The sequence below is a fragment of the Pantoea rwandensis genome, assembly GCF_002095475.1.
Lineage (GTDB): Bacteria > Pseudomonadota > Gammaproteobacteria > Enterobacterales > Enterobacteriaceae > Pantoea > Pantoea rwandensis.
On the sequence record NZ_MLFR01000010.1, the window covers coordinates 1 to 23,758 of the forward strand.

At 52.3% G+C, this 23,758-nt stretch carries 26 protein-coding genes and 4 tRNA genes; 14 read left to right on the forward strand and 16 right to left on the reverse strand.

Annotated elements, in window-relative coordinates; all coding sequences use genetic code 11:
• Window positions 1-39: 39 nt before the first annotated feature.
• The 5 genes from HA51_RS11525 to uvrY form a co-directional block, all read right to left on the reverse strand.
• Window positions 40-113, reverse strand: a tRNA-Cys gene (locus tag HA51_RS11525).
• Between the two features lie 42 nt (window positions 114-155).
• Window positions 156-231: transfer RNA gene (locus HA51_RS11530), tRNA-Gly, on the reverse strand.
• A gap of 205 nt (window positions 232-436) precedes the next feature.
• The gene (pgsA, locus tag HA51_RS11535) at window positions 437-985 is read right to left on the reverse strand and encodes a CDP-diacylglycerol--glycerol-3-phosphate 3-phosphatidyltransferase (protein ID WP_084934649.1); all 549 of its coding nucleotides are present in this window, start codon (window positions 983-985) and stop codon (window positions 437-439) included.
• A gap of 68 nt (window positions 986-1,053) precedes the next feature.
• Window positions 1,054-2,886, reverse strand: coding sequence for an excinuclease ABC subunit UvrC (gene uvrC, locus HA51_RS11540; RefSeq protein ID WP_084934650.1), 1,833 nt, complete (start codon window positions 2,884-2,886; stop codon window positions 1,054-1,056).
• Window positions 2,879-3,538: a UvrY/SirA/GacA family response regulator transcription factor gene (gene uvrY / locus HA51_RS11545; protein ID WP_084934651.1), complete on the reverse strand. Its 660-nt coding sequence runs from the start codon at window positions 3,536-3,538 to the stop codon at window positions 2,879-2,881. Before uvrY ends, uvrC begins: the two co-directional genes overlap by 8 nt.
• A 430-nt stretch (window positions 3,539-3,968) precedes the next feature.
• Here uvrY and HA51_RS11550 point away from each other — a divergent pair, with 430 nt between their 5' ends.
• Window positions 3,969-4,196, forward strand: a complete 228-nt coding sequence (locus tag HA51_RS11550; RefSeq protein ID WP_084934652.1) for a DUF2594 family protein — start codon at window positions 3,969-3,971, stop codon at window positions 4,194-4,196.
• 30 nt (window positions 4,197-4,226) lie between these two features.
• Here HA51_RS11550 and HA51_RS11555 read toward each other — a convergent pair whose 3' ends face one another.
• The gene (locus tag HA51_RS11555; protein WP_084934653.1) at window positions 4,227-4,838 is read right to left on the reverse strand and encodes an acyl-homoserine-lactone synthase; all 612 of its coding nucleotides are present in this window, start codon (window positions 4,836-4,838) and stop codon (window positions 4,227-4,229) included.
• 122 nt (window positions 4,839-4,960) lie between these two features.
• Window positions 4,961-5,683, reverse strand: a complete 723-nt coding sequence (locus HA51_RS11560) for an autoinducer binding domain-containing protein (protein ID WP_084934654.1) — start codon at window positions 5,681-5,683, stop codon at window positions 4,961-4,963.
• A gap of 550 nt (window positions 5,684-6,233) precedes the next feature.
• On the opposite strand from HA51_RS11560, the gene HA51_RS11565 reads away from it, so the two are divergent.
• The gene (locus HA51_RS11565) at window positions 6,234-6,908 is read left to right on the forward strand and encodes a DUF4396 domain-containing protein (RefSeq protein ID WP_084934655.1); all 675 of its coding nucleotides are present in this window, start codon (window positions 6,234-6,236) and stop codon (window positions 6,906-6,908) included.
• Here the strand turns inward: HA51_RS11565 and HA51_RS11570 are convergent, their stop codons facing one another.
• Window positions 6,909-7,607 (reverse strand): extensin-like domain-containing protein, encoded by a 699-nt coding sequence (locus HA51_RS11570; RefSeq protein ID WP_084934656.1) that lies wholly within the window; start codon window positions 7,605-7,607, stop codon window positions 6,909-6,911.
• A 284-nt stretch (window positions 7,608-7,891) separates the two neighbouring features.
• Here HA51_RS11570 and cycA point away from each other — a divergent pair, with 284 nt between their 5' ends.
• Window positions 7,892-9,283 carry a D-serine/D-alanine/glycine transporter gene (cycA, locus tag HA51_RS11575; RefSeq protein WP_084934657.1) on the forward strand — a complete coding sequence of 464 codons (1,392 nt, stop codon included), beginning with the start codon at window positions 7,892-7,894 and terminating at the stop codon, window positions 9,281-9,283.
• A gap of 35 nt (window positions 9,284-9,318) precedes the next feature.
• On the opposite strand, the gene HA51_RS11580 is transcribed toward cycA, so the two are convergent.
• Both HA51_RS11580 and rutR read right to left on the reverse strand, forming a co-directional pair.
• Window positions 9,319-10,284 carry a metal-dependent hydrolase gene (locus tag HA51_RS11580; RefSeq protein WP_084934658.1) on the reverse strand — a complete coding sequence of 322 codons (966 nt, stop codon included), beginning with the start codon at window positions 10,282-10,284 and terminating at the stop codon, window positions 9,319-9,321.
• Between the two features lie 23 nt (window positions 10,285-10,307).
• Complete coding sequence (rutR, locus tag HA51_RS11585) at window positions 10,308-10,943, reverse strand: HTH-type transcriptional regulator RutR (protein WP_084934769.1); 636 nt, start codon at window positions 10,941-10,943, stop codon at window positions 10,308-10,310.
• Window positions 10,944-11,251: 308 nt separating this feature from the next.
• Between rutR and rutA the strand changes: the two genes are divergently transcribed.
• From rutA to rutG, 6 genes are read left to right on the forward strand one after another with little or no spacing between them, the layout of a single operon-like run.
• Entirely contained in the window at window positions 11,252-12,343 is a 1,092-nt protein-coding gene (gene rutA, locus HA51_RS11590; protein WP_084934659.1) for a pyrimidine utilization protein A, read from the forward strand.
• Window positions 12,343-13,053 (forward strand): pyrimidine utilization protein B, encoded by a 711-nt coding sequence (gene rutB, locus HA51_RS11595; protein ID WP_084934660.1) that lies wholly within the window; start codon window positions 12,343-12,345, stop codon window positions 13,051-13,053. Before rutA ends, rutB begins: the two co-directional genes overlap by 1 nt.
• A 44-nt stretch (window positions 13,054-13,097) precedes the next feature.
• Window positions 13,098-13,493 (forward strand): pyrimidine utilization protein C, encoded by a 396-nt coding sequence (gene rutC, locus HA51_RS11600; RefSeq protein WP_084934661.1) that lies wholly within the window; start codon window positions 13,098-13,100, stop codon window positions 13,491-13,493.
• Window positions 13,493-14,296: a pyrimidine utilization protein D gene (gene rutD / locus HA51_RS11605; protein WP_084934662.1), complete on the forward strand. Its 804-nt coding sequence runs from the start codon at window positions 13,493-13,495 to the stop codon at window positions 14,294-14,296. The genes rutC and rutD overlap by 1 nt, the downstream gene beginning before the upstream one ends.
• 16 nt (window positions 14,297-14,312) lie before the next feature.
• Window positions 14,313-14,834, forward strand: a complete 522-nt coding sequence (gene rutF / locus HA51_RS11610) for an NADH-dependent FMN reductase RutF (RefSeq protein ID WP_084934663.1) — start codon at window positions 14,313-14,315, stop codon at window positions 14,832-14,834.
• Between the two features lie 45 nt (window positions 14,835-14,879).
• Window positions 14,880-16,205: a pyrimidine utilization transport protein G gene (gene rutG, locus HA51_RS11615; RefSeq protein ID WP_084934664.1), complete on the forward strand. Its 1,326-nt coding sequence runs from the start codon at window positions 14,880-14,882 to the stop codon at window positions 16,203-16,205.
• Here the strand turns inward: rutG and HA51_RS11620 are convergent.
• Together HA51_RS11620 and HA51_RS11625 are read right to left on the reverse strand one after the other, a co-directional pair.
• Window positions 16,202-17,116, reverse strand: a complete 915-nt coding sequence (locus tag HA51_RS11620; protein WP_084934665.1) for a DMT family transporter — start codon at window positions 17,114-17,116, stop codon at window positions 16,202-16,204. The two genes, rutG and HA51_RS11620, sit on opposite strands and share 4 nt — an antisense overlap.
• A gap of 110 nt (window positions 17,117-17,226) precedes the next feature.
• Entirely contained in the window at window positions 17,227-17,391 is a 165-nt protein-coding gene (locus HA51_RS11625; protein ID WP_071845623.1) for a con-10 family general stress protein, read from the reverse strand.
• Between the two features lie 309 nt (window positions 17,392-17,700).
• On the opposite strand from HA51_RS11625, the gene wrbA reads away from it, so the two are divergent.
• Genes wrbA through HA51_RS11640 form a run of 3 tightly spaced genes read left to right on the forward strand, consistent with a single transcriptional unit; the run spans window position 17,701 to window position 19,978 of the window.
• Window positions 17,701-18,300: an NAD(P)H:quinone oxidoreductase gene (wrbA, locus tag HA51_RS11630; RefSeq protein ID WP_084934666.1), complete on the forward strand. Its 600-nt coding sequence runs from the start codon at window positions 17,701-17,703 to the stop codon at window positions 18,298-18,300.
• A gap of 20 nt (window positions 18,301-18,320) precedes the next feature.
• Window positions 18,321-18,551 carry a YccJ family protein gene (locus HA51_RS11635; protein ID WP_084934667.1) on the forward strand — a complete coding sequence of 77 codons (231 nt, stop codon included), beginning with the start codon at window positions 18,321-18,323 and terminating at the stop codon, window positions 18,549-18,551.
• A 53-nt stretch (window positions 18,552-18,604) separates the two neighbouring features.
• On the forward strand, window positions 18,605-19,978 hold the full coding sequence (locus HA51_RS11640; RefSeq protein ID WP_084934668.1) for an NAD-dependent succinate-semialdehyde dehydrogenase: 1,374 nt from the start codon (window positions 18,605-18,607) through the stop codon (window positions 19,976-19,978).
• A 51-nt stretch (window positions 19,979-20,029) separates the two neighbouring features.
• Here HA51_RS11640 and agp read toward each other — a convergent pair whose 3' ends face one another.
• The 3 genes from agp to HA51_RS11655 form a co-directional block, all read right to left on the reverse strand.
• Complete coding sequence (agp, locus tag HA51_RS11645; protein ID WP_139810672.1) at window positions 20,030-21,643, reverse strand: bifunctional glucose-1-phosphatase/inositol phosphatase; 1,614 nt, start codon at window positions 21,641-21,643, stop codon at window positions 20,030-20,032.
• A 256-nt stretch (window positions 21,644-21,899) separates the two neighbouring features.
• Window positions 21,900-21,987 (reverse strand) — tRNA-Ser (locus HA51_RS11650).
• Window positions 21,988-22,022: 35 nt separating this feature from the next.
• Window positions 22,023-22,110, reverse strand: a tRNA-Ser gene (locus HA51_RS11655).
• Between the two features lie 224 nt (window positions 22,111-22,334).
• On the opposite strand from HA51_RS11655, the gene yccA reads away from it, so the two are divergent.
• The gene (gene yccA / locus HA51_RS11660) at window positions 22,335-22,991 is read left to right on the forward strand and encodes an FtsH protease modulator YccA (RefSeq protein WP_084934670.1); all 657 of its coding nucleotides are present in this window, start codon (window positions 22,335-22,337) and stop codon (window positions 22,989-22,991) included.
• A 100-nt stretch (window positions 22,992-23,091) separates the two neighbouring features.
• On the forward strand, window positions 23,092-23,418 hold the full coding sequence (gene tusE, locus HA51_RS11665; protein WP_084934770.1) for a sulfurtransferase TusE: 327 nt from the start codon (window positions 23,092-23,094) through the stop codon (window positions 23,416-23,418).
• Here tusE and yccX read toward each other — a convergent pair whose 3' ends face one another.
• Complete coding sequence (yccX, locus tag HA51_RS11670; RefSeq protein ID WP_084934671.1) at window positions 23,419-23,697, reverse strand: acylphosphatase; 279 nt, start codon at window positions 23,695-23,697, stop codon at window positions 23,419-23,421.
• Between the last annotated feature and the right edge of the window lie 61 nt (window positions 23,698-23,758).

Here is a 23,758-nt window from a genome sequence, read left to right on the forward strand (position 1 = left end):
TTGTGTCTACCGATTTCACCACCCGGGCAGGGTATAAATTGGAGGCGCGTCCCGGAGTCGAACCGAGGTAGACGGATTTGCAATCCGTTGCATGGCCACTCTGCCAACGCGCCTTTATTCTGATGTGTCATTCGTTGAAAACAAATGACTAAATTTGGAGCGGGAAACGAGACTCGAACTCGCGACCCCGACCTTGGCAAGGTCGTGCTCTACCAACTGAGCTATTCCCGCATAATCTTCGTCTTTCAGTGACTGCCTTGCTGCAACCTGAAACACTTGATTCTTAAACTTCGCCTTTCAATCAAACTCACTGATTTTACTCAGCTTCTTGCAGACTCGCTGCCGTTCGATGCGATGCATTCTACTTATCTGACGCAATGAGTCAATAGAATTATCCACACACTGCGTCCGTTTGCTGCTTTTTAAATCGCATCGATCAGCTATCGAGCAAATCACCGCGCGCAGCACTCAAATACTGGAACATCGACCAGAACGTCAGAACCGCAGCGATATACAACGCAACCACGCCGATACCGACCACCGTTGCATCTGGACGCCATAGCAAGGCAAAAAGCGAGAACATCTGTGCGGTGGTTTTCACTTTGCCAATCCATGACACAGCGACGCTGCTACGTTTACCAATCTCCGCCATCCACTCACGCAAGGCCGAGATAATAATCTCGCGGGCAATCATGGTGGCTGCGGGCAAAGTGATCCACCAGGCGTGGAAATATTCTGCCACCAGCACCAAGGCGATCGCGACCATCACCTTATCGGCGACCGGATCGAGAAAAGCCCCAAAACGGGTGGTCTGCTTCCAGCGACGAGCAAGAAAACCATCAAACCAGTCCGTGACCGCAGCAACCACAAAGATTAATGCGGTGACAAAAGGTGCCCAGTGAAATGGCAAATAGAACGCCAGCACAAAGTAAGGAATCAGTACAACTCGAAACAGGGTAAGACACGTCGGAATGTTAAATTGCATATGCCAGTAACTGTCTGGTGTGAGTAGGATTTAACGTATGTTCCTACATTGCCCACCCTGTTTCAACGTTAGTGTTTCAGCGAGTGGTAGATTTTTTCTGCCAGTGCGAAGGAAATGCCGGGAACTTTAGCAATCTCATCCACGCTGGCATTCATCAACGGTTGTAGGCCCCCCATGTACTTAAGCAGCTGCTGGCGGCGTTTTGGCCCTACTCCTTCAATGCTTTCCAGGGCACTGGTGTTCTTCACTTTGGCGCGTTTTTGGCGATGTCCCGAAATTGCATGATTGTGAGAGTCGTCACGAATATGCTGGATGACATGCAGTGCCGGTGAATCTGGTGGCAGGGAAACCCCCTCACCTTCCGCTTCAAAGAACAGCGTTTCCAGACCCGCTTTACGATCGCTGCCTTTTGCTACGCCGAGCATAATCGGTCGATCTTTATCCCAAGGCACATCCAGTTCAGCAAACACCTGCTTCGCTTGCGCCAACTGGCCCTTGCCGCCATCAATGATAATCACATCAGGGACTTTGTCCTCTTCCAGCGCTTTACCGTAACGGCGGCGTAGCACTTGATTCATCGCCGCGTAGTCGTCCCCCGGCGTGATCCCCTCAATGTTGTAGCGACGATAATCGGATCGTAGAGGACCATCACGGTTGAAGACGACGCAGGAAGCAATGGTCTGCTCACCCATGGTGTGACTGATATCGAAACACTCCATGCGTTTGATGCTATCAAGTTCAAGAAATGCCGCCAGTGCTGCCAGCCGCTGTTGGATGGTGGAGTGCTGGGAGAGTTTCGTGGTCAAAGCGGTGGCCGCATTGGTGCGCGCCAGCTTAAGATAACGCGCACGGTCACCACGCGGTTTACTCTGAATGTTGACTTTACGCCCCGCCAGCTCACTCAAAGAGTCGGCCAGCAACGCACGTTCAGGCAAATTGAAATCTAACAAAATTTCAGCAGGCAAGGTGCGCGCTTCGCTGCCCTGCAGATAAAACTGACCGACGAACGTTTGCACCACTTCGGTCAAATCTGTATCCGCCGGCACTTTCGGGAAATAACTACGACTGCCCAACACCTTTCCCTGACGAATAAACAGCACATGCAGACACGCCATTCCCGCGTCATAGGCCACCCCCATCACATCCAGGTCGTCTCCCTGGTTAGAGACAAACTGCTTCTCTGTCACACGGCGCACTGCCTGAATCTGATCGCGCAGACGTGCTGCCTCTTCGAAGCGAAGCGCATGACTGGCGTCTTCCATACGTTTAACTAACTGGTTAATAACCTGATCATCTTTGCCAGCCAGAAACAAGCGCACGTAATCGGTTTGCTGCACATATTCATCTTCTGAAACCAACCCCGCCACGCAGGGACCCAGACAACGCCCAATCTGATACTGCAAACAAGGACGTGAGCGATTGCGATAGACACTGTTCTCGCACTGGCGGATGGGAAAGACTTTTTGCAACAGCGCGAGGGTTTCACGCACCGCGTAGCCGTTAGGAAACGGCCCAAAGTATTCCCCTTTGGCATGCTTCGCCCCACGATGCATCGCCAGCCGCGGGTGAGTATCTGCGCTCAGAAAGATATAAGGGTAGGATTTATCATCGCGTAACAACACGTTGTACCGCGGCTGATAGAGCTTTATATAGTTGTGCTCAAGCAACAGCGCTTCCGTTTCAGTATGGGTAACCGTGACATCAATGTTCTGGATGTTACTGACCAACACTTCGGTTTTGCGACTGCCTACCTGAGTCCGGAAATAACTGCTCAGGCGTTTTTTGAGATCTTTGGCTTTACCAACATAGATCACCGTGCCTGTCGCGTCATACATACGGTAGACGCCGGGCTGACTGGTCACGGTGCTGAGAAAGGCTTTGGAATTGAAGACGTCACTCACTACTGATTAATGGCTCCGCATTGTACAAGCCATGACGAATGGCCAAATGCGTTAACTCTACATCGCCACTAATATTCAGTTTGCTGAACATGCGATAACGGTAGCTGTTAACGGTTTTCGGGCTCAGACTAAGCTGCTCGGAGATCTCCGTCACTTTCTGCCCGCGGGTAATCATCAGCATAATCTGCAATTCCCTTTCCGACAAACAGCTAAACGGCGATTCCGTCTTTTGTGGCTCGATTTGACTCAACGCCATTTGCTGAGCAATGTCTGAAGCAATATAGCGTTGACCGGAATGCACGGCACGGATCGCACTCACCACTTCTTGCGGCGCGGCGCCTTTGCTCAGATAACCGGAAGCACCGGCCTGCATGACTTTCGCTGGTAGTGGGTTTTCAGTATGAATGGTGAGCATAATGATACGAATATCTGGATTAAAGCGCACAATCTTGCGCGTGGCTTCCAGGCCGCCGATACCGGGCATGTTCATGTCCATTAGCACCACGTCAACCGGCGTGTTGCGACACCATTTTACCGCATCTTCACCACAAGCCGCTTCCCCGGCAATCACCAGTCCCTTCATATCTTCAAGTATGCGGCGAATACCTGCGCGTACCAGTTCATGGTCATCAACAAGAAGCAAGCTGATCAACGTGACGTACTCCGCAGGTTAGTGAAGGGAAAATATATTACAGGGAGGCCATCTTACCGGGTTTAAGGCTGAAAGAACATCTGGCGATGCAGATAAATCCCTCTTGAAATGATGCAAATCAATTAGGACTCTGGAGCGCTTGTTTTTTTAGTAAAACGCAATAACATGCAAGAATTAAAATGTGAAATTGTGACTAATATCATTATGTTATAATTTATAACGCTTTTGTTGGTTAATCCGTTGTCGGCACATTTAATAATTCCCTATTTCCGATTTTCTTCTGCTGACAAATACATCAAGTCAGAATTAACCCCCTCCTTCTCATTACCGCTTCGCCTACAATAAATTCATCCAACAAGCTTATGATATACTCTGTTTTTTACGCACAGGTAATGTGTCAACGTTCAGTAACACCACCAAGGAGTCAATGATGAGTGATGAGGATTTTGCAACTTCACAGGATACCCAAGCACTGGCGGATGAAGTGGCCTGCCTGAAAATGATGGTGACGCTGATCCTGAAAGGAATGGGCCAGGCAGATGCTGGCAAAGTGATCATCAATATGGAGCGCTATGTGCAGAGCGCGTTAGTTGATAAACCTCAGGCGGAAGTGTTTAGCAACACCATCCGTCAAATCAAAACCGCTTATCGTCAATAAGCGGTTGTCCCCGCGCTCTGCGCGGGGTAATTAGCTGTGCGCCTGCCAGTTAACGGACACACCCAGTGATGGCAACACCTCTTCAGGACTAAAGCGTCGTGTACCGCGATATTTCTCGGCGAGCGCAGGTTGCTGCACCGGAATACGAATAGCAAACAGGTTGTCTTCAGATTGAATTAAGCCCGGTGATAGTGGCTCGTAAACCACCTGATGTTTTTCAAACATTTTCTCTAACATCGGCGTCGCTGAACTGATCAGGAATGCCATCCCACTCAATTCTGCCAACTGTACCGAGTGCCATAAAATATTGAGCGGTAACTCCGCGTCCACTTCGAGACGGGCTGAAAAACGCGACATCTCCCAGACTTTGTCCTGATCGAATGGCAGCACCAACCCTTCAGGCACTTCAGGCTCGTGCCAAGGCAATAGACGCGCACAACCACAAATACCCTGACGTGCGTTCCAGGCAATCAACCAAGTCACATCTGAACGGTCAAATCGATCGTACTCCTGACCCGGCGTGCTTAATCGCGGGGGAATAGACCAGCCTTCGCCACGTGCAAAAACGCTGTAGCGATAGGTTCCCAATTCAGCCAATAAAGAGGACGGCATATCCTTAAGCTGTGTTTGAATTATTTTCATCATGCGCCCCTGACATCCTCATGTTTGCAATGATTTCTTTGCGCCAGCCTGGCAAAGTCCCGGCGCAGGGTAGACAACAGACTCAACGCTGGGAACTACTAAAATTAGTAGTTGCCTTTTTGCTATATCAAGCCAATCGCTGCTGCGTAACAGGCAATCTGCGTTTTATTGGAAACATTAAAACGCTTTTGCATATTCTTTTGGTGAAAATTCACCGTGTGTTCAGATATCGCTAAAATAAGTGAAATTTCAGCAGAGGTTTTTCCTTCTGCCGTCCATTTCAGAATTTCCAGTTCGCGTTGACTAAAATCATTAGATAAAACTGCCATTGAACTGTCATTCAGCCTTTCCAGCACGCGCAAACTCAGTTCCGCCAGGAAGTGTAGTTTCACTTCCAGCTGGATACGTAAATGTTGGGTATGACTATGAAGCGACGATGCAATAGATAATATACCAATGGCACGATTTGGCGCCATTGCCGAGCAAGAAAAGCCACTATTGAGGCCTGCCGCATTGGCTTCTGCCCACAAATTGCCCGCACCGGTAAATAAATCACGCGTCCATTCCACGCCTCTTCCCGGCCGCTGGCAAAGCAGCAATACCGGATCCACAGCGTAATAATTTTCGCTTTCATAACGCTTAACCCAGCTTTCTGGGTAAGTGCTAAACAAAAACACACGTGGCCGTGTAAAGGGCACAGGATGCTGAACCAGAAAAGCGAATGAATCAAAACCCAATGCTTCGATATGTTTTTGTATTAGCGATTTTACTTGTACCACTTCCGTCAGCGCCTGAAATTCATTTTCAGTCTCGCCGCGCCAGACGAAATAATTATCGGTTGTCATTATTGCCTCAGCGTTGTTTCACGCTTTAACCTTGTTATTCGTTCTGATTAACACAAAAAATAAATTAACTTGAGAAAAAATATTGATTGAAATGAAAGCAGCACTGCCGATAACAATCATAACCATCCAGTTGTCAATGCGTTACCGAAGTGGGAATGTGCAAACGGATGTTTTTTGCTAACAGCTTCACAACTTTAATCGACTTTGCTAATTAGAATAGGATTTTTCTGAAGAGGTTTCAATCACCCTATTCATCGAAAATTATCATTAGATTGATAAATTTTTAGCATCGTCGTTAACCAAAATCACCCACTTTTCGAGCGGATACTGAGGTGTGAGGCTGATTTATCAAGTGAGTGCGTTTCGCTTTATTCATCATGACCGTTATTTCCATGATGAACATAACAGCGTGATTTCCGTCACTCTCTTTTTCCAGCTACTCTTAGAAGATTAGCGGTGAGCGAGTCAAAAGATTTTGCAAAGGGGAGACAATGACGCAGGACGCCTGGCGCATTGTCGCGCGTATTCGGGAAACTCAGCGGGACTGACTATGTTGAACCAGTTGGCATTACCTTTACTTGTTCTGGGCGGTTGCACGGCCCTGATGATTTTAAAAGATCTTTTCCGTCACCCGCACCCTGTGCCGGTAATGAATATCATCTGGCCACTGACGGGCTTGTATTTGCCTTTTATCGGTTGGCTGGCTTGGTGGTATCTGGGCCGCAAACCGTCTCGTCAGGTAAAACTTGCTTTGCTGGTTCCGCAAAAAATACAAGGGCATGCTAGCTGGCAAACCATATTTATTTCTACTTCACTCTCTGCCGCAGCCTGTATATTTGGTGACCTAATGACCTTGCCAATAGTCACCTTGCTAAATCAGTTCGCAATTAACCCAACACTCTGGATGCAGGGTCTTATTTGTGCACTCATTTCGCTTCTGATTGGATATTTTTTGCAGTTTCTTGCTATTCGGCAACGTGAAAAACGTTCACTAGCCAGTGCCTTATTATTAGCATTAAAAACGGAAACTTTTCCGCTGCTGATTTATCAATTAGGTATTTTTATCTTTATGGCACTGGCCCTAAAATTCATTCTTAACCAGCAAATCAACCCATTGCTGGTGACATTCTGGTTTATGCTGCAATTATCAATGCTTATTGGCTTTGTATTCTCCTGGCCTGCTAACCATTTCCTCATAAAGCGTGGGCTTAATCCTGCCGTTTAGTTAACGGCAGTAGCCTGCGCCGCGCATGCCGAGGTGAAAATGCCCGGCATGTGCGGCGTTGTAGTCCGGTCCGAGCGCATTGCCGAAGGTAGCACATCCCTCTCGCCACAGCGCGTGTAATCCCGCTGCAGCCTCTGTGGGTTGTCGCCAGTTTTTCCCCACCATTAACCACTGACCATTCGCCAGTTGGAATCCACTGATATCCCACGCCTCAGCCGTGGCATGTTCGCTTAATCGTCCCTGCTGGCGATGATAGATATTGCGGCAAGCGTAACTTCCCACATGCGCGATACTGCGCAACCGACTGTTGATACCAGCCTGTTGTAGAGCCTGGTGACTGTTAACCACAAAGACAGTGCTACTGACGGCCATCGGACAACTGGCGAGAAAACTGCTACTCACCGATACCTCGCCAAAACCGGTCACACGTAAAGGTTGCTCAATGGGGCAATCGCCTTGCTGCGGTGGAACGCTACGGAACTGCACAAATCCTTGCTGGCTGGCACGCTGCATTACCGCCAGACACGCTGCGGGGTCGTGGCTGAGTCGCTGTAATTTATACCGCATCATCCATCCTGGCGGATCGGTCACCGCCAACGGTGTAAAAGGGTTCCATTGCGGCGGCAGATGTAGTTTGAGCCAGGGAAGCCCCCACCACCCACACAGCGCAAGTAACACTATGGCCATGAATACACGCACATCATTTCACTTTTGCTTATACATGAAGTTGTTAAGTGTAGGCGCCACGCGGGTGAACATCGGCAGAAAAGGCTTAATTGTTGAAGATTTACGCAAAATGCAGGGAGATTATGCCATGTAAATTTTTACTGACAGAACAAAGCGCGTAAAAGGTCACAATTGTAAAAAAACAATTACCGAGAGTCGCCGCCTTTCCACTATCTTATGCCACTTGCCCTATACAACGGCACCTTATCAAACAGCCAGTAGAGCTGACACAACATCAAAACAGGAAAGATATATTTATGGTTGACCAATCAAAAGAGGCGCTCATTGAGGCCGAACAGCCGGAAAAGCTTCGGCGTAATCTGCATAACCGCCATATCCAACTTATCGCTATCGGCGGCGCCATAGGTACCGGGCTGTTTATGGGCTCTGGAAAAACCATCAGCCTGGCGGGCCCATCGATCATTTTTGTCTACATGATCATTGGCTTTATGCTGTTTTTTGTTATGCGAGCAATGGGTGAGTTACTGCTCTCCAATCTCGAATACAAATCCTTCAGCGACTTCGCGGCCGATCTGCTTGGCCCCTGGGCTGGCTATTTTACCGGTTGGACTTACTGGTTCTGCTGGGTGGTCACCGGGATCGCAGATGTCGTGGCCATCAGCGCCTATTTCCAGCTCTGGTTCCCCGGCTTCTCCATTTGGATGAGTGCACTGCTGTGTATCTTTGCGTTCCTTGCACTCAATATCGCGACAGTAAAACTGTTTGGTGAGATGGAATTCTGGTTCGCCATTATCAAAATCGTGGCGATTGTGGCGCTGATTATCACCGGTATTGTGCTGGTCAGCATGCATTATCCCTCACCCAATGGCACCACGGCTTCACTGAGCAATATCTGGGATCATGGTGGCATGTTCCCGAAAGGCCTAAGCGGATTCTTTGCCGGCTTCCAGATTGCGGTCTTTGCCTTTGTCGGGATTGAACTGGTCGGTACTGCGGCGGCAGAAACCAAAGATCCTCACAAGGTGCTGCCACGCGCGATCAATGCCATCCCCGTCCGTATCATTATGTTCTACGTACTGGCACTGCTGGTGATCATGGCGGTCACGCCGTGGAACCAGGTGCTGCCAAACCGCAGTCCTTTCGTTGAAATGTTTGTGCTGATCGGTCTGCCTGCTGCGGCAAGCATCGTTAACTTTGTGGTATTAACCTCTGCTGCGTCATCGGCCAATAGCGGTATTTTCTCTACCAGCCGTATGCTGTTCGGCCTGGCCGAGTTGGGCGTTGCGCACAAAGCCTTTGGACGCTTGTCCGCACGCGCCGTACCCACAACGGGCCTGTTCTTCTCTTGCTTGTGCTTACTGGTCGGTGTGGCACTGATTTACCTGATCCCAGATGTGATGACGGTGTTTACCATGGTGACCACGGTGTCGGCGATTCTGTTTATGTTCGTCTGGACCATCATTCTGTGCAGCTATCTGGCGTACCGTAAGCAACATCCACAGCGCCATGCGGCGTCGAAGTTTAAGATGCCGCTGGGCAAATTTATGTGCTGGGTATGTATGGCCTTCTTTGCCTTTGTGCTGGTGCTGCTGACGTTGCAGGAAGATACCCGTCAGGCCCTGATGGTCACGCCACTGTGGTTTGTGATCCTGACCTTGGGCTGGTTATTACGTCGCCGTAAAGCCTGATCCAGACTCCAAAAAAGCCCCATCTGGGGCTTTTTTTATAACCTTTCTCGTAGTTTATGCCACGCCTGCGCCAATGATGGTCTCACCGAGGCTTCCCTTTCCGGGGCCAGGTCAGGGGATGTTGGCGAGCCCAAGTTGAAGGTAAAGGTGTAATTCGGTGCCTCACCCATGCGCAAATCTGATATCAGCGTGTCATCACCCTGCTGTTGCATGGCATAAAATCCATGGCTGAACCACGCCACGCGTTCCGCATGCCACTGCCCTTTAAAGGCGTCAAACAGCTCTGGATGGCGTGGATACCAGCGAATTTCCAGCGGGCGCTCAGGGGACATCAATGACCAGTAAGCCTCGCCGTATTGTTCGGGTGTCATGATGACCGTACGCCAAACCAAGGTATTAAACGCGGTGGGTGTGACCAGCACCTGTTGTGCCGTGACGGATTGATGCACTAAATCCTGCTCAATATGCCGCGTGGCTATGCCCTGTATCACCATGCTCCAGGCGAGATAGAGTGTGCTGACCAGTAATCCGAACTGGTTCCAGCGCAAATTATGTCGCCATAACGTCACCACCAGCGCCACCAGTAAAGGCAAGGTATAGAGTGGATCGATGATGTACATACTGCCGATTGCGTAGGGGAAATCGGTGAAGGGTAAGCCCAGTTGCGTGCCGTATACGGTGGTGAGATCGAGCAACGGGTGCGTAATCAGCGCCAGCCAGATCGCCAGGCACCAGCCTCGCCAGTAAGGGCGGCTTTGCGTTACGCCGGCCACCAGCCACGCCAGCAGGGGGGCAACCAGCGTCAATAAGATCAGCGCGTGACTCTCGGTACGGTGCAACGTCATATTGCGAATCGCGTCACCGTGGTCGATAAAGACATCAAGGTCGGGCAAAGTCCCCGCAATGGCCCCCACCAGCGCCGATTGCCACAGCGGCACACGTTTTCCCATTACGGCAACCGTTACGGCTGCGCCCAAGGTTAACTGCGATAGCGAGTCCATGCATTCTCCTGGTTGAGGCGGGATCAGCGCACGCGGATCCCTTCAATAATCATGCGCTGCACATTTTCCAGTGTCTGCTCAAAGAAAGCAGGGTCATTCAACGTTTGCCCGGTAATGGCTTCAACCTGTGAGGCAAAATCGGCGTAGTGTTGCGTGGTGGCCCACAGCAGGAAGAACAGATGTTGCGGTTGCACACCCGCCAGACGTCCCTCATCAATCCACTGCTCGATAATCGCCGCTTTCTCATCTACCAGTGCTTTTAAATCACCCGCCAGTTCACCTTTTAGCAAAGGCGCGCCTTGCAGCATTTCCAGACAGAACAGGCGTGAAGCCTGTGGATGGTCACGCGACACTTCCAGTTTGAGGCGGATGTATTTTCGTATCGCGGTCAACGGGTCATGATCATGTTGCAAAGCACGCAGCGGGGCGAGCCACACATCCAGGATCTCTTTCAATACCGCCACATACAGCGCTTCCTTTGACGGATAGTAATAAAGCAGATTGGTCTTCGAAACATCGGCGCGCTCCGCGACTTTATCGAGGCTGGTGCCATGAATACCGTATTGCGAGAAGAAGGCCAACGCGGCTTCAAGAATTGCTGCCCGTTTTGCCGCTACCGCTCGCGAGCGTCGTCCTGGCTTCTTTTCATCGCTTTTCACACTGTTACCTCTTCCATCCCACATATCCGCATCATAACAAAGCCCCTCTTTCCTGCCTAATCGCTCTCCCTGCACCTTTTTTGACCGTGCCGCGCATGAAAAACGTGCAAATAGTTTTGACCAAACGGTCTGATTTAGACCAACCACTCCACTTTCACTAAAAGATGGCTTTTAACACATTGTTATATAAGGCATTTAAAAATGTGGCACAGGCTTTGCAATTTTGTACTTGAGCGCCGCTCGCAGGATGCGTGCAGGAAGCAGTGCAGCGTGTAGAGCAATGCCCGTTCAATGCAGAGAGGTTTCACATGAAAATTGGCGTCTTCGTCCCGATTGGCAACAATGGCTGGCTTATCTCCACCCATGCGCCGCAGTACAAACCGACTTTTGAACTGAATAAAGAAATTGTGCTGAAGGCCGAGCACTATCACTTCGACTTTGCGCTCTCGATGATCAAATTGCGTGGCTTCGGAGGTAAAACCGAATTCTGGGATCACAACCTCGAATCCTTCACGCTGATGGCGGGGCTCGCGGCGGTGACCTCACGAATTGAAATCTATGCCACGGCAGCCACTCTGACGCTTCCCCCAGCGATTGTGGCGCGTATGGCCGCCACCATCGATTCGATTTCCAATGGCCGTTTCGGCGTCAATCTGGTCACCGGCTGGCAGAAACCCGAATACGAACAGATGGGATTGTGGCCGGGTGATGAGTACTTCTCCAGCCGTTACCAATACCTCACCGAATACGTCACCGTGCTGCGCGATTTGTGGGGCTCCGGTCAGAGTGATTTCAAAGGTGAATTTTTCACCATGAACGACTGCCGCGTCAGCCCGCAACCGCAGAAACCGATGAAGGTGATCTGCGCCGGACAGAGCGATGCCGGAATGGCGTTCTCCGCGCAGCATGCTGATTACAACTTCTGCTTTGGCAAAGGGGTCAATACCCCCACCGCCTTCGCCCCGACCGCCAGCCGTATGAAAGCCGCGGCGGATCACGCCGGGCGCGATGTCGGTTCTTACGTGCTGTTTATGATCATCGCCGCCGAAAGCGATGAGGCCGCACGTGCCAAATGGGAGCATTACAAAGCGGGTGCCGATGAAGAAGCGCTCGCCTGGCTCACCACACAAAGCCAGCAGGACACCAAATCCGGTAGCGATACCAACGTGCGTCAGATGGCCGATCCCACTTCAGCCGTCAACATCAATATGGGCACCTTAGTGGGTTCATACGCCAATGTGGCACGAATGTTGGATGAAGTTGCTGAGGTTGACGGCACTCAGGGCGTCCTACTGACCTTTGATGACTTCCTGCAAGGCATTGAAGATTTCGGTGAGCGTATCCAGCCATTAATGCAGTGTCGTCAAAACGTTATCACTTCGCAGAAGGAAGTTGCCTGATGAGTACCGTGACTTGTGCCCACACATCGAGTTTGCCGAATATCACCCTGCCCGCCCGGCCAGAAGCGATTGCATTGCCGCCGGCGCAAAGTGCCTTGATCGTGGTGGATATGCAGAACGCCTATGCCACCGAAGGCGGTTATCTGGATCTTGCTGGCTTTGATGTCTCTGCCACAAAACCAGTGATCGCCAAAATTCATCAGGCGGTGACCGCGGCGCGTGCGGCTGGCATGCAGATTATCTGGTTCCAGAACGGCTGGGACGATCAGTACGTCGAAGCGGGTGATGCCGGCTCGCCTAACTTCCATAAATCGAATGCACTGAAAACCATGCGCAAGCGACCGGAGTTACAGGGCACGCTGCTGTCGAAAGGCGGCTGGGATTATGCCCTTGTCGATGAGCTGGTTCCGCAGGCCGGGGACATCGTGCTGCCTAAACCGCGCTACAGCGGCTTCTTCAATACTCCACTCGACAGCATGTTGCGCAGTCGCGGTATCCGCCATCTGGTGTTCACCGGTATTGCCACCAACGTGTGCGTCGAGTCCACACTGCGCGATGGCTTCTTCCTCGAATATTTCGGCGTGGTGCTGGAAGACGCCACTTATCAGGCCGGACCGACGTTTGCCCAAGAGGCGGCGATTTTCAACATCGAAACCTTCTTTGGCTGGGTTAGCGACACGAACACTTTTTGTGAAGCTCTGAAAGCTTAAGGTCAAGATCACCTGCAAACACATAACGATAAGGAACTGCGACGATGCCTAAAAGTGTGATTATCCCTGCCGGCAGCGGCACCCCGATAGCGCCATTTGTGCCAGGAACGCTGGCTGACGGCGTGGTGTATGTATCCGGCACGCTACCGTTTGATGCCAGTAACAATGTGGTGCACGTTGGCGATGCGGCGGCTCAAACCCGTCACGTACTGGAAACGATAAAAAAGGTGATTGAGACCGCCGGTGGCAACATGAGTGACGTCACCTTCAACTCTATTTTCCTCACCGACTGGAGCAACTACGCCGCGATTAATCAGGTTTACGCTGAGTATTTTCCTGGCGACAAGCCCGCACGCTTCTGCATCCAGTGCGGATTGGTTAAACCAGACGCGCTGATTGAAATTGCCAGCGTCGCGCACATCGGGCACCAGGAGGCGTAATGCACCTTGAGATTCATGGTTTAGCCGCTGCCGACGCACCCACGCTAGTGCTGTCTTCCGGTCTTGGTGGTGTGGCGGGCTTCTGGCAACCCCAGTTAGCGGCACTCACACCTCATTATCGCGTGGTGACTTACGACCAACGCGGCACCGGTCGCAGTGCCGATACGCTGCCAGAAGGCTACAGCATGGCGATGATGGCCGAAGAGCTGGCTGAGTTATTGGCGCAACATGGCATTCAACATTACGACGTTGTTGGCCACGCGCTGGGTGGTCTGATTGGTTTGCAGCTGGCACTGGATTATCCCGACCGCGTGGGCCGCGTAGTAGTGATCAATGGCTGGCTGTCGCTGGATCATCATACGCAACGCTGCTTCCAGGTGCGGCAGGATCTGCTGCTTAATGTGGGTGTAGAAGCCTTTGTGCGGGCGCAGCCGCTATTCCTCTATCCGGCCGAATGGCTGGCGCGCCACCAGGTGCGCATCACGGCTGAAGATGCCCATCACATCACCCATTTTCAGGGTATGGAAAACCTGCTGCGCCGTTTACATGCGCTGATGAATAGTGATTTCCGCCCGCATGCGGCGCGGATTCAGCAACCGGTGTTAGCCATCTGCAGCCAGGACGATCTACTGGTGCCGTGGAGCTGTTCTCCGCAACTGGCTCAAGCGCTGCCTGATGGCAGTCTGATTGAGATGCCGTGGGGTGGGCATGCGATGAGCGTGACCGATGCCGATAACTTCAACGCACTGCTGCTGCAATGGCTGGCCGAAACGGCTGCACCTGCACAGCGCGCCGCAAGTTGAACAGAGGAGTTAAATCATGAGTGTGCATGAACTGCCGCTGCTGCCAAATGTTGACCGCGATGCTTTTCGCCATGCTATGGCCCGATTGGGTGCGGCGGTCAATATCATCACCACCGACGGTCCTGCCGGTCGTGCCGGATTCACCGCCTCAGCAGTGTGTAGCGTGACAGATACGCCGCCCACTTTGCTGGTGTGTCTGAATCGTTCGGCCTCTGTCTGGCCGACCTTCCGTGACAATGGCTATCTGTGCGTTAACACCCTGGCGGCCGGCCATGAAGATCTTTCTACGCTGTTTGGCGGGAAAACGCCGATGGAGCAGCGCTTTGCTGCTGCTGACTGGCACACGCTGGCCAGCGGCTCACCGCTGCTGGACGGCGCCACCGTGTCGTTTGACTGCAAAATTACGCAGGTGGTCAGTGTTGGCACACACGACATTCTGATTTGTGAAGCGCTGGCGCTGGTGCGTAACGATGATTCGCATGGCCTGGCGTGGTTTGACCGTGGATATCATCACCTTTTACGGCAGGACGCCCGCTAACGCCGCACTGCGCGGCCCGGTTACACCGCTACCCTGGAGAAGACGATGGCGAGTTCCTGGTTCCCCCGCTGGCAGAAAAAGTCAGCCATGACCGAAGATGGGCTGATTGCACCGGATGAAACCCTGCCGTTTGGGCAGACGTTTGTCATGGGCCTGCAGCATGCTGTAGCAATGTTTGGCGCGACGGTACTGATGCCGTTGCTGATGGGACTGGACCCCAACCTGGCGATTCTGGTTTCCGGTATCGGCACGTTGCTGTTCTTTGTGGTGACGGGCGGCCGCGTGCCCAGTTATCTCGGATCCAGTGCCGCCTTTGTCGGCGTCATTATCGCGGTGACCGGGTTCAACGGACAGGGATTGAACCCCAATCTGGCCCTCGCGTTGGGCGGGGTCATCGCGTGTGGTGCACTCTATACGCTGATTGGCTTGATCGTGATGAAAGTCGGTACGGGCTGGATTGAACGTCTGATGCCGCCCGTCGTCACCGGTGCAGTAGTGATGGCGATTGGCCTTAATCTGGCCCCGATTGCCGTACACGGCGTTTCCGCATCAATGTTCGACAGCTGGATGGCGGTGATGACGGTGTTGTGCATTGGGGTGGTCGCGGTATTCACGCGCGGCCTGATTCAGCGCTTACTGATTCTGGTTGGCCTGATTGTCGCCTGGGCGATTTACGCCTTGCTCACCAACGTGTTTGGCTTGGGAAAACCGGTCGATTTTAGCGGTGTTATCAGTGCGCCTTGGTTTGGTTTACCGCACACCACTGCACCGGTATTTGATATGCAGGCGATAGTGATGATTGCGCCAGTCGCCATCATTCTGGTGGCCGAAAACCTCGGGCATATTAAGGCCGTCGCGGGTATGACGGGCCGCAATCTCGATCCCTGGATGGGCCGAGCCTTTGTCGGTGATGGCCTAGCCACCATGTTGTCAGGATCGATGGGTGGCAGCGGCGTAACGACGTACGCTGAGAACATCGGCGTCATGGCAGTGACCAAAGTCTATTCTACGCTGGCGTTTGTCGCAGCGGCAGTGATTGCATTGATACTCGGCTTTTCACCGAAATTTGGTGCACTGATTCACACCATCCCCGGCCCGGTGATTGGCGGCGCGTCTATTGTGGTATTCGGCTTGATTGCCGTGGCAGGTGCGCGGATCTGGGTGCAGAACAACGTTGATTTCAGTCAGAACGGCAATTTGATCATGGTGGCCACCACGTTAGTGCTGGGCGCTGGCGATTTTGCCTTAAAGATTGGCAGCTTCACTATTGGAGGCATTGGCACCGCGACCTTCGGTGCCATCATTCTTAACGCGATCCTCAAACGTCGCGGTGCCGCGCTGGCAAACCAGGCAGCACGGCAGCATCCTTAAGGCTCAAGCGGTGCCTGCTCCGGCACCGCTTTCTTGCGGCGAAGTCGTAATTCGCTGACGATCACTCCGCAGACAATCAGTACACCGCCCAACAGCGCGGCGGCAGGCAAACGTTCACCCGCAATCCGTCCCACCACTCCTGCCCAGACAGGTTCACCCGCGTAAATCACCGTGGCCCGCGTCGGTGACACGCTGCGCTGTGCCCAGTTCATCGTGACCTGAATTAATGCACTGGCCGCGCCAAGACCCAGCGCACTCAACAGTAATGGCGTCGACATTGACGGAACCGACTCGCCGTTGGGTATCATCAAGACGAAGGCGCAGGCCGATGCGACCATCAGCTGAACCAGCGTCACACGGCGCACATCAACCTGACCGGCAAAGCGACTGATAAGAATAATTTCAGCTGCGATCGCCAGCGTACTAAGTAACGTCGCTATCTCGCCCGCGTTTAACGTCAGGCTTCCGTCCTGTGGCCCAGCCACCAACACCAACCCGGTAAACGCCAGCATGATACCTATCCAGGCCATTAATCCTGGCGGACGCCGCAGGAACAACCATTGCAGCAACGGTACCACCGGCACATAAAGCGCGGTCAGAAACGCCGACTGGCTGCTGGAGATGGTTTGCATCCCCCAGGTTTGTAAACCGTAGCCACCCGCAATCGACACGCCAATGAGCGCACCGGCTTTCACTTCCAGCCAGGTCATGTGTCTCAAATAACGGCGGAAGAAAAAGGCCAGCAGCAGCGATGCGGTGGCGAAACGCAGCCCCACGAAGAAGAACGGCCCGGAATATGCCATCGCTCGGTGCACCACTAAAAAGGTGCCACCCCAAACCATGGTGATAAAAATGAGAACGAGTTCCTGACGCGTAATACGCAGGCTGAGACGGGAGCTTGTAGCGGACATAACGCACCAACTAAATTGATTGGCGGTTATTTTTGCCTGGTCATGAGGGGAAATGCAATCTTTGTTACCGCCGGGCGGACCCGGCGGAGGGAGAATCAAACACAATCACATTACTTCTTGCTGCGACTGCGTCCCCCTTTCTCACCTGCTTCGGAAGCGCGCTGCGGGTCGTTTCTGAAATTACCGCCGCTATTTTTGCCACCTTTACGACCAGCTTCCGCGGCTCTCTCGCGATCTTCCGCGAAATTACCTGATCCTCCACGATGTTGCGCCATCATTTCCTCCAGGGATTAAGCATCTGTGGTTAGGACTTTTCATCCTATGTAGTGAAAAGTAAGGGGCGGATTATTCGCGCCACCTGAGGAAATAATAGCCAATGCAGTCTGATATTCGGCTGATATTCATACTTTGAAACATATAATTCACTTATTTTTTATTCTAAAACCAGATTAACCGCCAGGTTACAAGCAGTTAGCCCTGTAAAAAGCGCAGCGCGACACAGACCCATTTATCCCCTCTTCCAGCACCTTACACAGTCTCTTCTATACTTCTGAATACTCATCCCCCTCAGCAGGATAGAAACCATGGCAAAAGTTTTGGTACTTTATTACTCAATGTATGGACATATCGAAACCATGGCGCAAGCCGTGGCTGAAGGCGCAAAGAGTGTGAGCGGTGCGGAAGTCACCATTCTTCGTGTACCGGAGAGCATGGATGCGGAGAGATTTGCTCAGGTGGGCGGCAAGGTGAATCAAGCTGCTATTGAAGCCAAACCTGAAGATTTAACCGAGTACGATACCATCATCGTGGGTACACCCACCCGCTTTGGCAATATGGCCGGTCAGATGCGTAACTTCTGGGATCGCACTGGTGGATTATGGGCCTCGGGCGCGCTATACGGCAAACTCGCCAGTGTATTCGCCTCTACCGGCACCGGTGGCGGTCAGGAACAAACCATTACCTCTGTGTGGACCACCCTCGCCCATCACGGCATGGTTATCGTGCCCATCGGTTATGGCACCAAAGAACTTTTCGATATTTCTCAAGTACGTGGCGGCACGCCTTATGGCGCCACCACTATTGCTGGCGGTGATGGCTCACGCCAGCCATCTGAAGAAGAACTGAGAATTGCCCGCTATCAGGGCCAATACGTCGCCGGACTGGCGGTAAAACTGCAAGGATAAATCCACAACAGGAGACCTTTATGGCCACAGAACAGTCGAAAGCTCATCACGTGGGCGAATGGGCCACACTGCGCCACACCTCACCTGAAATTGCTGAAGCCATTTTTGAGGTGGCGAATTATGACGAACGACTCGCGGAAGAAATCTGGCGTCAGCAAGGTAGCGATGATGTGCTGCTCCGCGCCTTTAATAAGACTGACCAAGACGTTCTGACGTGGGACGACAAAACGGTCGAGCGCAAAAACGTTTAACGTACAGGCGGGCTGGTCCCGCCTTTGTCATTTTTACCCGCCAAGGAGCCTATATGTCAGCCTATCAAAGTATCAATCCGGCCAATAATCAGCTGCTGAAAACCTGGCCTTCGCATGATGACACCTCCGTTCAACACGCACTCACCACAGCAGACAACCTGTACCATTCAGCCTGGTGTAAAGGGGATATGCAGCCGCGGTTACAGGTGTTACATCGGCTTGCGGACCTTATCGATCAGCGGGTTGAAGAGCTGGCCACGATTGCCAGCGTTGAAATGGGGAAATTGATTGGACAAAGCCGAGGCGAAGTAAAAATCTGTGCTCAGATTGCACGCTATTATGCTGAGCACGCGGCGAATCTGTTGCAAGCGCAGGCCTACCCGAGCGCGGTTGGCGATGCATGGTTGGAATATCACCCTATTGGTGTTGTCGTGGCCGTTGAACCCTGGAATTTCCCCTACTACCAATTGATGCGTGTGCTGGCGCCCAATCTGGCACTCGGCAATCCCGTACTGGCAAAGCATGCCAACATCGTGCCGCACTGTGCTGATGTTTTTGAAAAGCTGGTGGAAGAGGCCGGTGCGCCGAAAGGTGCCTGGACCAATCTGTTTATCTCTAATGAACAGGTGGCCGACCTGATCGCCGATCCGCGGGTGCAGGGTGTCGCATTAACCGGTTCCGAACGTGCCGGCAGCGCGGTAGCGGAGCAAGCGGGTAAGCACTTGAAAAAATCCACGCTTGAACTGGGCGGCAATGATGTGTTCGTGGTGCTCGACGATGCCGATATCGACGAAGCCGTACGTCAGGGCGCGCAGGCGCGATTGAGCAATTGCGGCCAAGTGTGTACTGCGGCGAAACGCTTCATCTTGCACGAGAAAATCGCCACTGAGTTTATGGCGAAGTTCAGTGCAGCGCTACAATCGGCCACGCCCGGTGATCCATTAGATGAGAAAACCACCTTGGGTCCACTCTCTTCCAAAGAAGCACGTGATCGGCTGGTGAAGCAGGTAGACGATGCGGTGAAACAAGGTGCTCGCGTTGAGTTCGGCGGCAAAGTGATTGAGGGAGTCGGTTGCTATTATCAACCCACGATCTTAACTGGCCTCACACCCCATAATCCTGCTTACTATCAGGAGTTCTTTGGCCCCGTGGCGCAAGTGTATGTGGTTGCTGACGATCGCAGCGCTGTGGCTCTGGCTAACGATTCACATTATGGATTAGGAGGGTCGGTATGGACGCGCGACATCGTACGCGGCCGCCAGATGGCGTCGCAGATTGAAACGGGCATGGTATTCATCAACTCGCAGAGCGATACCGCCGCAGAATTGCCTTTTGGTGGCGTCAAGCGCTCCGGTTACGGCCGCGAGCTGTCAGATCTTGGTTTGAAAGAGTTCGCTAACCAAAAGCTGGTCGTTGTCGCCGGTTAACTGGTATAAAAAAACCCCGTCTCGACGGGGTTTTTTATTGCATCCAGCCTATTAATTACTGGCTGGCGCCGGTTGCTGAGCAGGTTTGGCTGCATCACCTTCCGGTTTGGCTGGTGTTGCATCTGCCTGTGCTTTCTGCGCTGCGGCGGCATCGGCCTTAGCTTTATCTTCCGCCGCTTTCTGGGCCGTGGCTTTTTCTGCCTTGGCTTTATCTTCGGCAGCCTTTTGCGCAGTCGCTTTGTCCGCTTTCACCTTCTCTTCCGCTGCTTTAGCGTCAGCCGCTTTCTGAGCCGCTGCTTTATCCGCGGCGGCTTTATCTGCTGCCGCTTTATCTGCAGCAGCCTGATCGGCTTTCGCTGTAGCAGCGTCATCTGTTGCAGCGGCTGGTGCCGGTTGCGCTGGAGCGGGTTGCAGTGGTGTACCCTGCAGTGCCGTATTCAGCGCGGTAGCAAACTGATCCCAGCTGCAGTAACCATTGGCATCGGCATCACAACCTGCCAGTTGTAACGTGACACGCTTCGGCGGGTTTTTCAGGCTCAGCACATCGGCGTCGCGCAGTTGTTCGGCAGTCTGATAAACATACTCGACCTTCAACAGGTCTTTGTTGTTCTTGGCATCGTGCCAGCGTTCAAACACGACCTGGCCGCCAATCGGCGTTTTTTCATCGTTGCCTGGCAGTTCATAAGGTTTAACCTGCAATGCACTGAGCAAGGACGCAATGTTGGAATCGTGACCGACCATCACTGTGACTTTTGGCGCGTTGGCCTTGTCTTGGTCGACTAACTGGCTACGAATGTAATCCACCAGCGGAGCAGCGACTTCACGCGCCACTTCTGGCGAAGCGAAGAGTGCATCCTGGTAACCATTCTTAATCGTTGCCAGTGCTTTCCACTGTTCTGGCGTTTTGATTTGCCCCCAGGCCACCTGATCGGCCGGGAAACCTTCGTAATACTGCAGAGTGAAGGCATCAACCAACGAGTTACCCACTTTCAGCGGGCCATTCACGTTAGGTTCTTTACCGTTTTCAGCGCTAAAGGTGTTATCACCACTGCTCAGGTCGCACTGTTTTTTACCGTTACAGGCAGGAGCAGATTTGTAATCAACAATCTTCTCCAACTGCTGGAAGGCCGGTTTCAATGCAAGCTTTTCATTCGCAGCCGTCATCGCCGCCAGCGCTTTCTTATTGAAGTCATCGCTGCCATCAGTAATGACAGGATTGAAAATGGGATCCATGGTTCCCATCGCATCCTGATGGGTCACTGCGATATCACAACCCGGGAAGGCACCGGTAATAAAGTACTGCGCGGTCGCCACGGTGCGCTGCAGACTGTTGGCGTACACAAAGACATTACTGCTGTCGGGACAGGTCCCCTCTTGCACCAAACCCTGCTGTGCCAGCCACTGACGGGTATATTTACCCATGTAGACTTCCAGCACACCACCTTTGGTGGTCAACTCACCGCCGGGAACATCCCATTGCGGCCAGCTTTTCTTAGTTGATTGCTCCAGTACGCTACCATTGTTCGCCAATGGTGCACGTAAGTTATGACGACTCAGTACCAGCACCTGCTGCAGCTGCATATCCCCTTCTGCCGCATAAGCAGACATACCCATTGGGAGCGCAGCGATAACTGACAACGCGCAAAGACTCAGTTTCTTGATCATTGTGCCTATTCCATAATTCATCAGTGAAACACTCTGGCATTCAAACGATTAGCCCGCCATTGAGCGAATTACCGCACAGTGTAACTCAGCTTGCCTCGGAAAATCGCCAGATGTTTGCAAAAACCGTGAATGGAATATAGCAGTAAACGCGCGTGCCGTAGGGGTTCGGCAGCAGATTGAAAAGCAACGGGATGTTTTTCGGATTCTGTGAATGCAGAAAAGCAAAAAGCCCGCATTGCTGCGGGCTTCTTTAATATGGCGGAGGAACAGAGATTCGAACTCTGGGATGGTTTCCCATCGACGGTTTTCAAGACCGTTGCCTTAAGCCACTCGGCCATCCCTCCGGAAATCTTTTTGTAACTTCACTCTGCAAGAGTGATGGCGGAGGAGGAGAGATTCGAACTCTCGGATGGTTTCCCATCGACGGTTTTCAAGACCGTTGCCTTAAGCCACTCGGCCACCCCTCCGCAATGAGGCGCACTATAAACATCCCCCCGAACGATGTAAAGCGTGTATTGAATCGTTCGCCTGAAAAACAGCCAAAATCCATTTTTTCGCTGCCAAAATCACCATTCCGCTCAGTGAAACAGCAATTTATCGCGTAAAGATGGGTAAAACGCCTTTGCGGTCTGGTAGCCGTTGCGTATCCTCAGGCCATATTTGGTGTTCTCTCTCTATTAAGGAGCGCATAGTGGATAGAATTATTAGCTCGTCACAGCAGCAATCTCTCATCAGCACACACAAAGTGCTGCGCAATACTTACTTCTTACTTGGCCTGACGCTGGCATTCTCGGCCGTTACCGCCACACTCAGCACCGTATTTGCCCTGCCATCCCCCGGCTTAATTCTTATGCTGGTCGGTTTTTACGGTTTGATGTTCCTGACCTATCGCTTAGCCAATAGCCCGGCGGGCATTTTGGCTGCCTTTGCCTTTACCGGGTTCTTGGGCTATTGCCTGGGTCCGATTCTCAGCTCCTTCCTCGCGGCTGGCATGGGTGATGTCATTGCGATGGCGTTGGGGGGAACGGCACTGGTGTTCTTCTGCTGTTCAGCTTACGTGCTCACCACGCGTCGTGATATGTCGTTCCTTGGCGGCATGATGATGGCTGGCTTTGTGGTGCTGCTGGTGGCGGTGATAGCGAATATCTTCCTGCAACTGCCAGCATTACACCTGGCGATTAGCGCCCTGTTTATTTTGTTCTCAGCGGGTGCCATCCTTTGGGAAACCAGCAATATCATTCAGGGCGGCGAAACCAACTACATCCGCGCCACCGTGAGCCTTTATGTGTCGCTGTATAACATCTTTGTCAGCTTGCTGAGCATTTTAGGCTTCGCTAGCAAAGATTAAGCTGCAGACGTAGATGTCCAAAACCCCGCTTCGGCGGGGTTTTTGCTTTTTAACAGCTGGCGAACTTACAATATACCGATTCATGCTGTGAGGAATGATTGTGATTTTTGCCGGTAAAGAGATTGCCACCGATGCGGAAGGCTACTTAAAAAATAGTGCGGACTGGAGCGAAGCACTCGCTGCGGTGATCGCAGAGAATGAAGCCATTGCCATGACTGAGGCTCACTGGGAAGTGGTGCACTTTGTGCGCACCTTTTATCAGGAGTTCAATACTTCCCCTGCGGTACGCATGCTGGTGAAAGCCATGGCGCAGAAGTATGGCGAGGAAAAGGGTAATAGCCGTTACCTGTTCCGGCTGTTCCCGGAAGGTCCGGCAAAACAAGCCACTAAAATCGCTGGTTTGCCAAAACCCGCCAAATGTTTGTAATCAGCCCGTCGTAAATCGCGTGGGGATCGGCGTGGGTTGGTGAGGCTCCACCAGCACCTTATCAACCCGTGCACTGGTAGGCCCACCCGCTTTCAGCCAGGTGATTAACGCATCGACCTTTTGTTCATCGCCTGCAGCCAGCACTTCAACACTGCCGTCTCGCAGGTTATGCGCATAGCCGGTAACGCCTAATTTATTAGCCTGTGACTGGGTGTAATAACGAAAGCCTACTCCTTGCACGATACCGTGCACCCAAATTTTGTAGCAAGTGTTCGCCATAGCGATCTCCCCATTGTGCGTTGCAATTTGCCGCCATCCACCGGAAAATGGCGCCTCATTT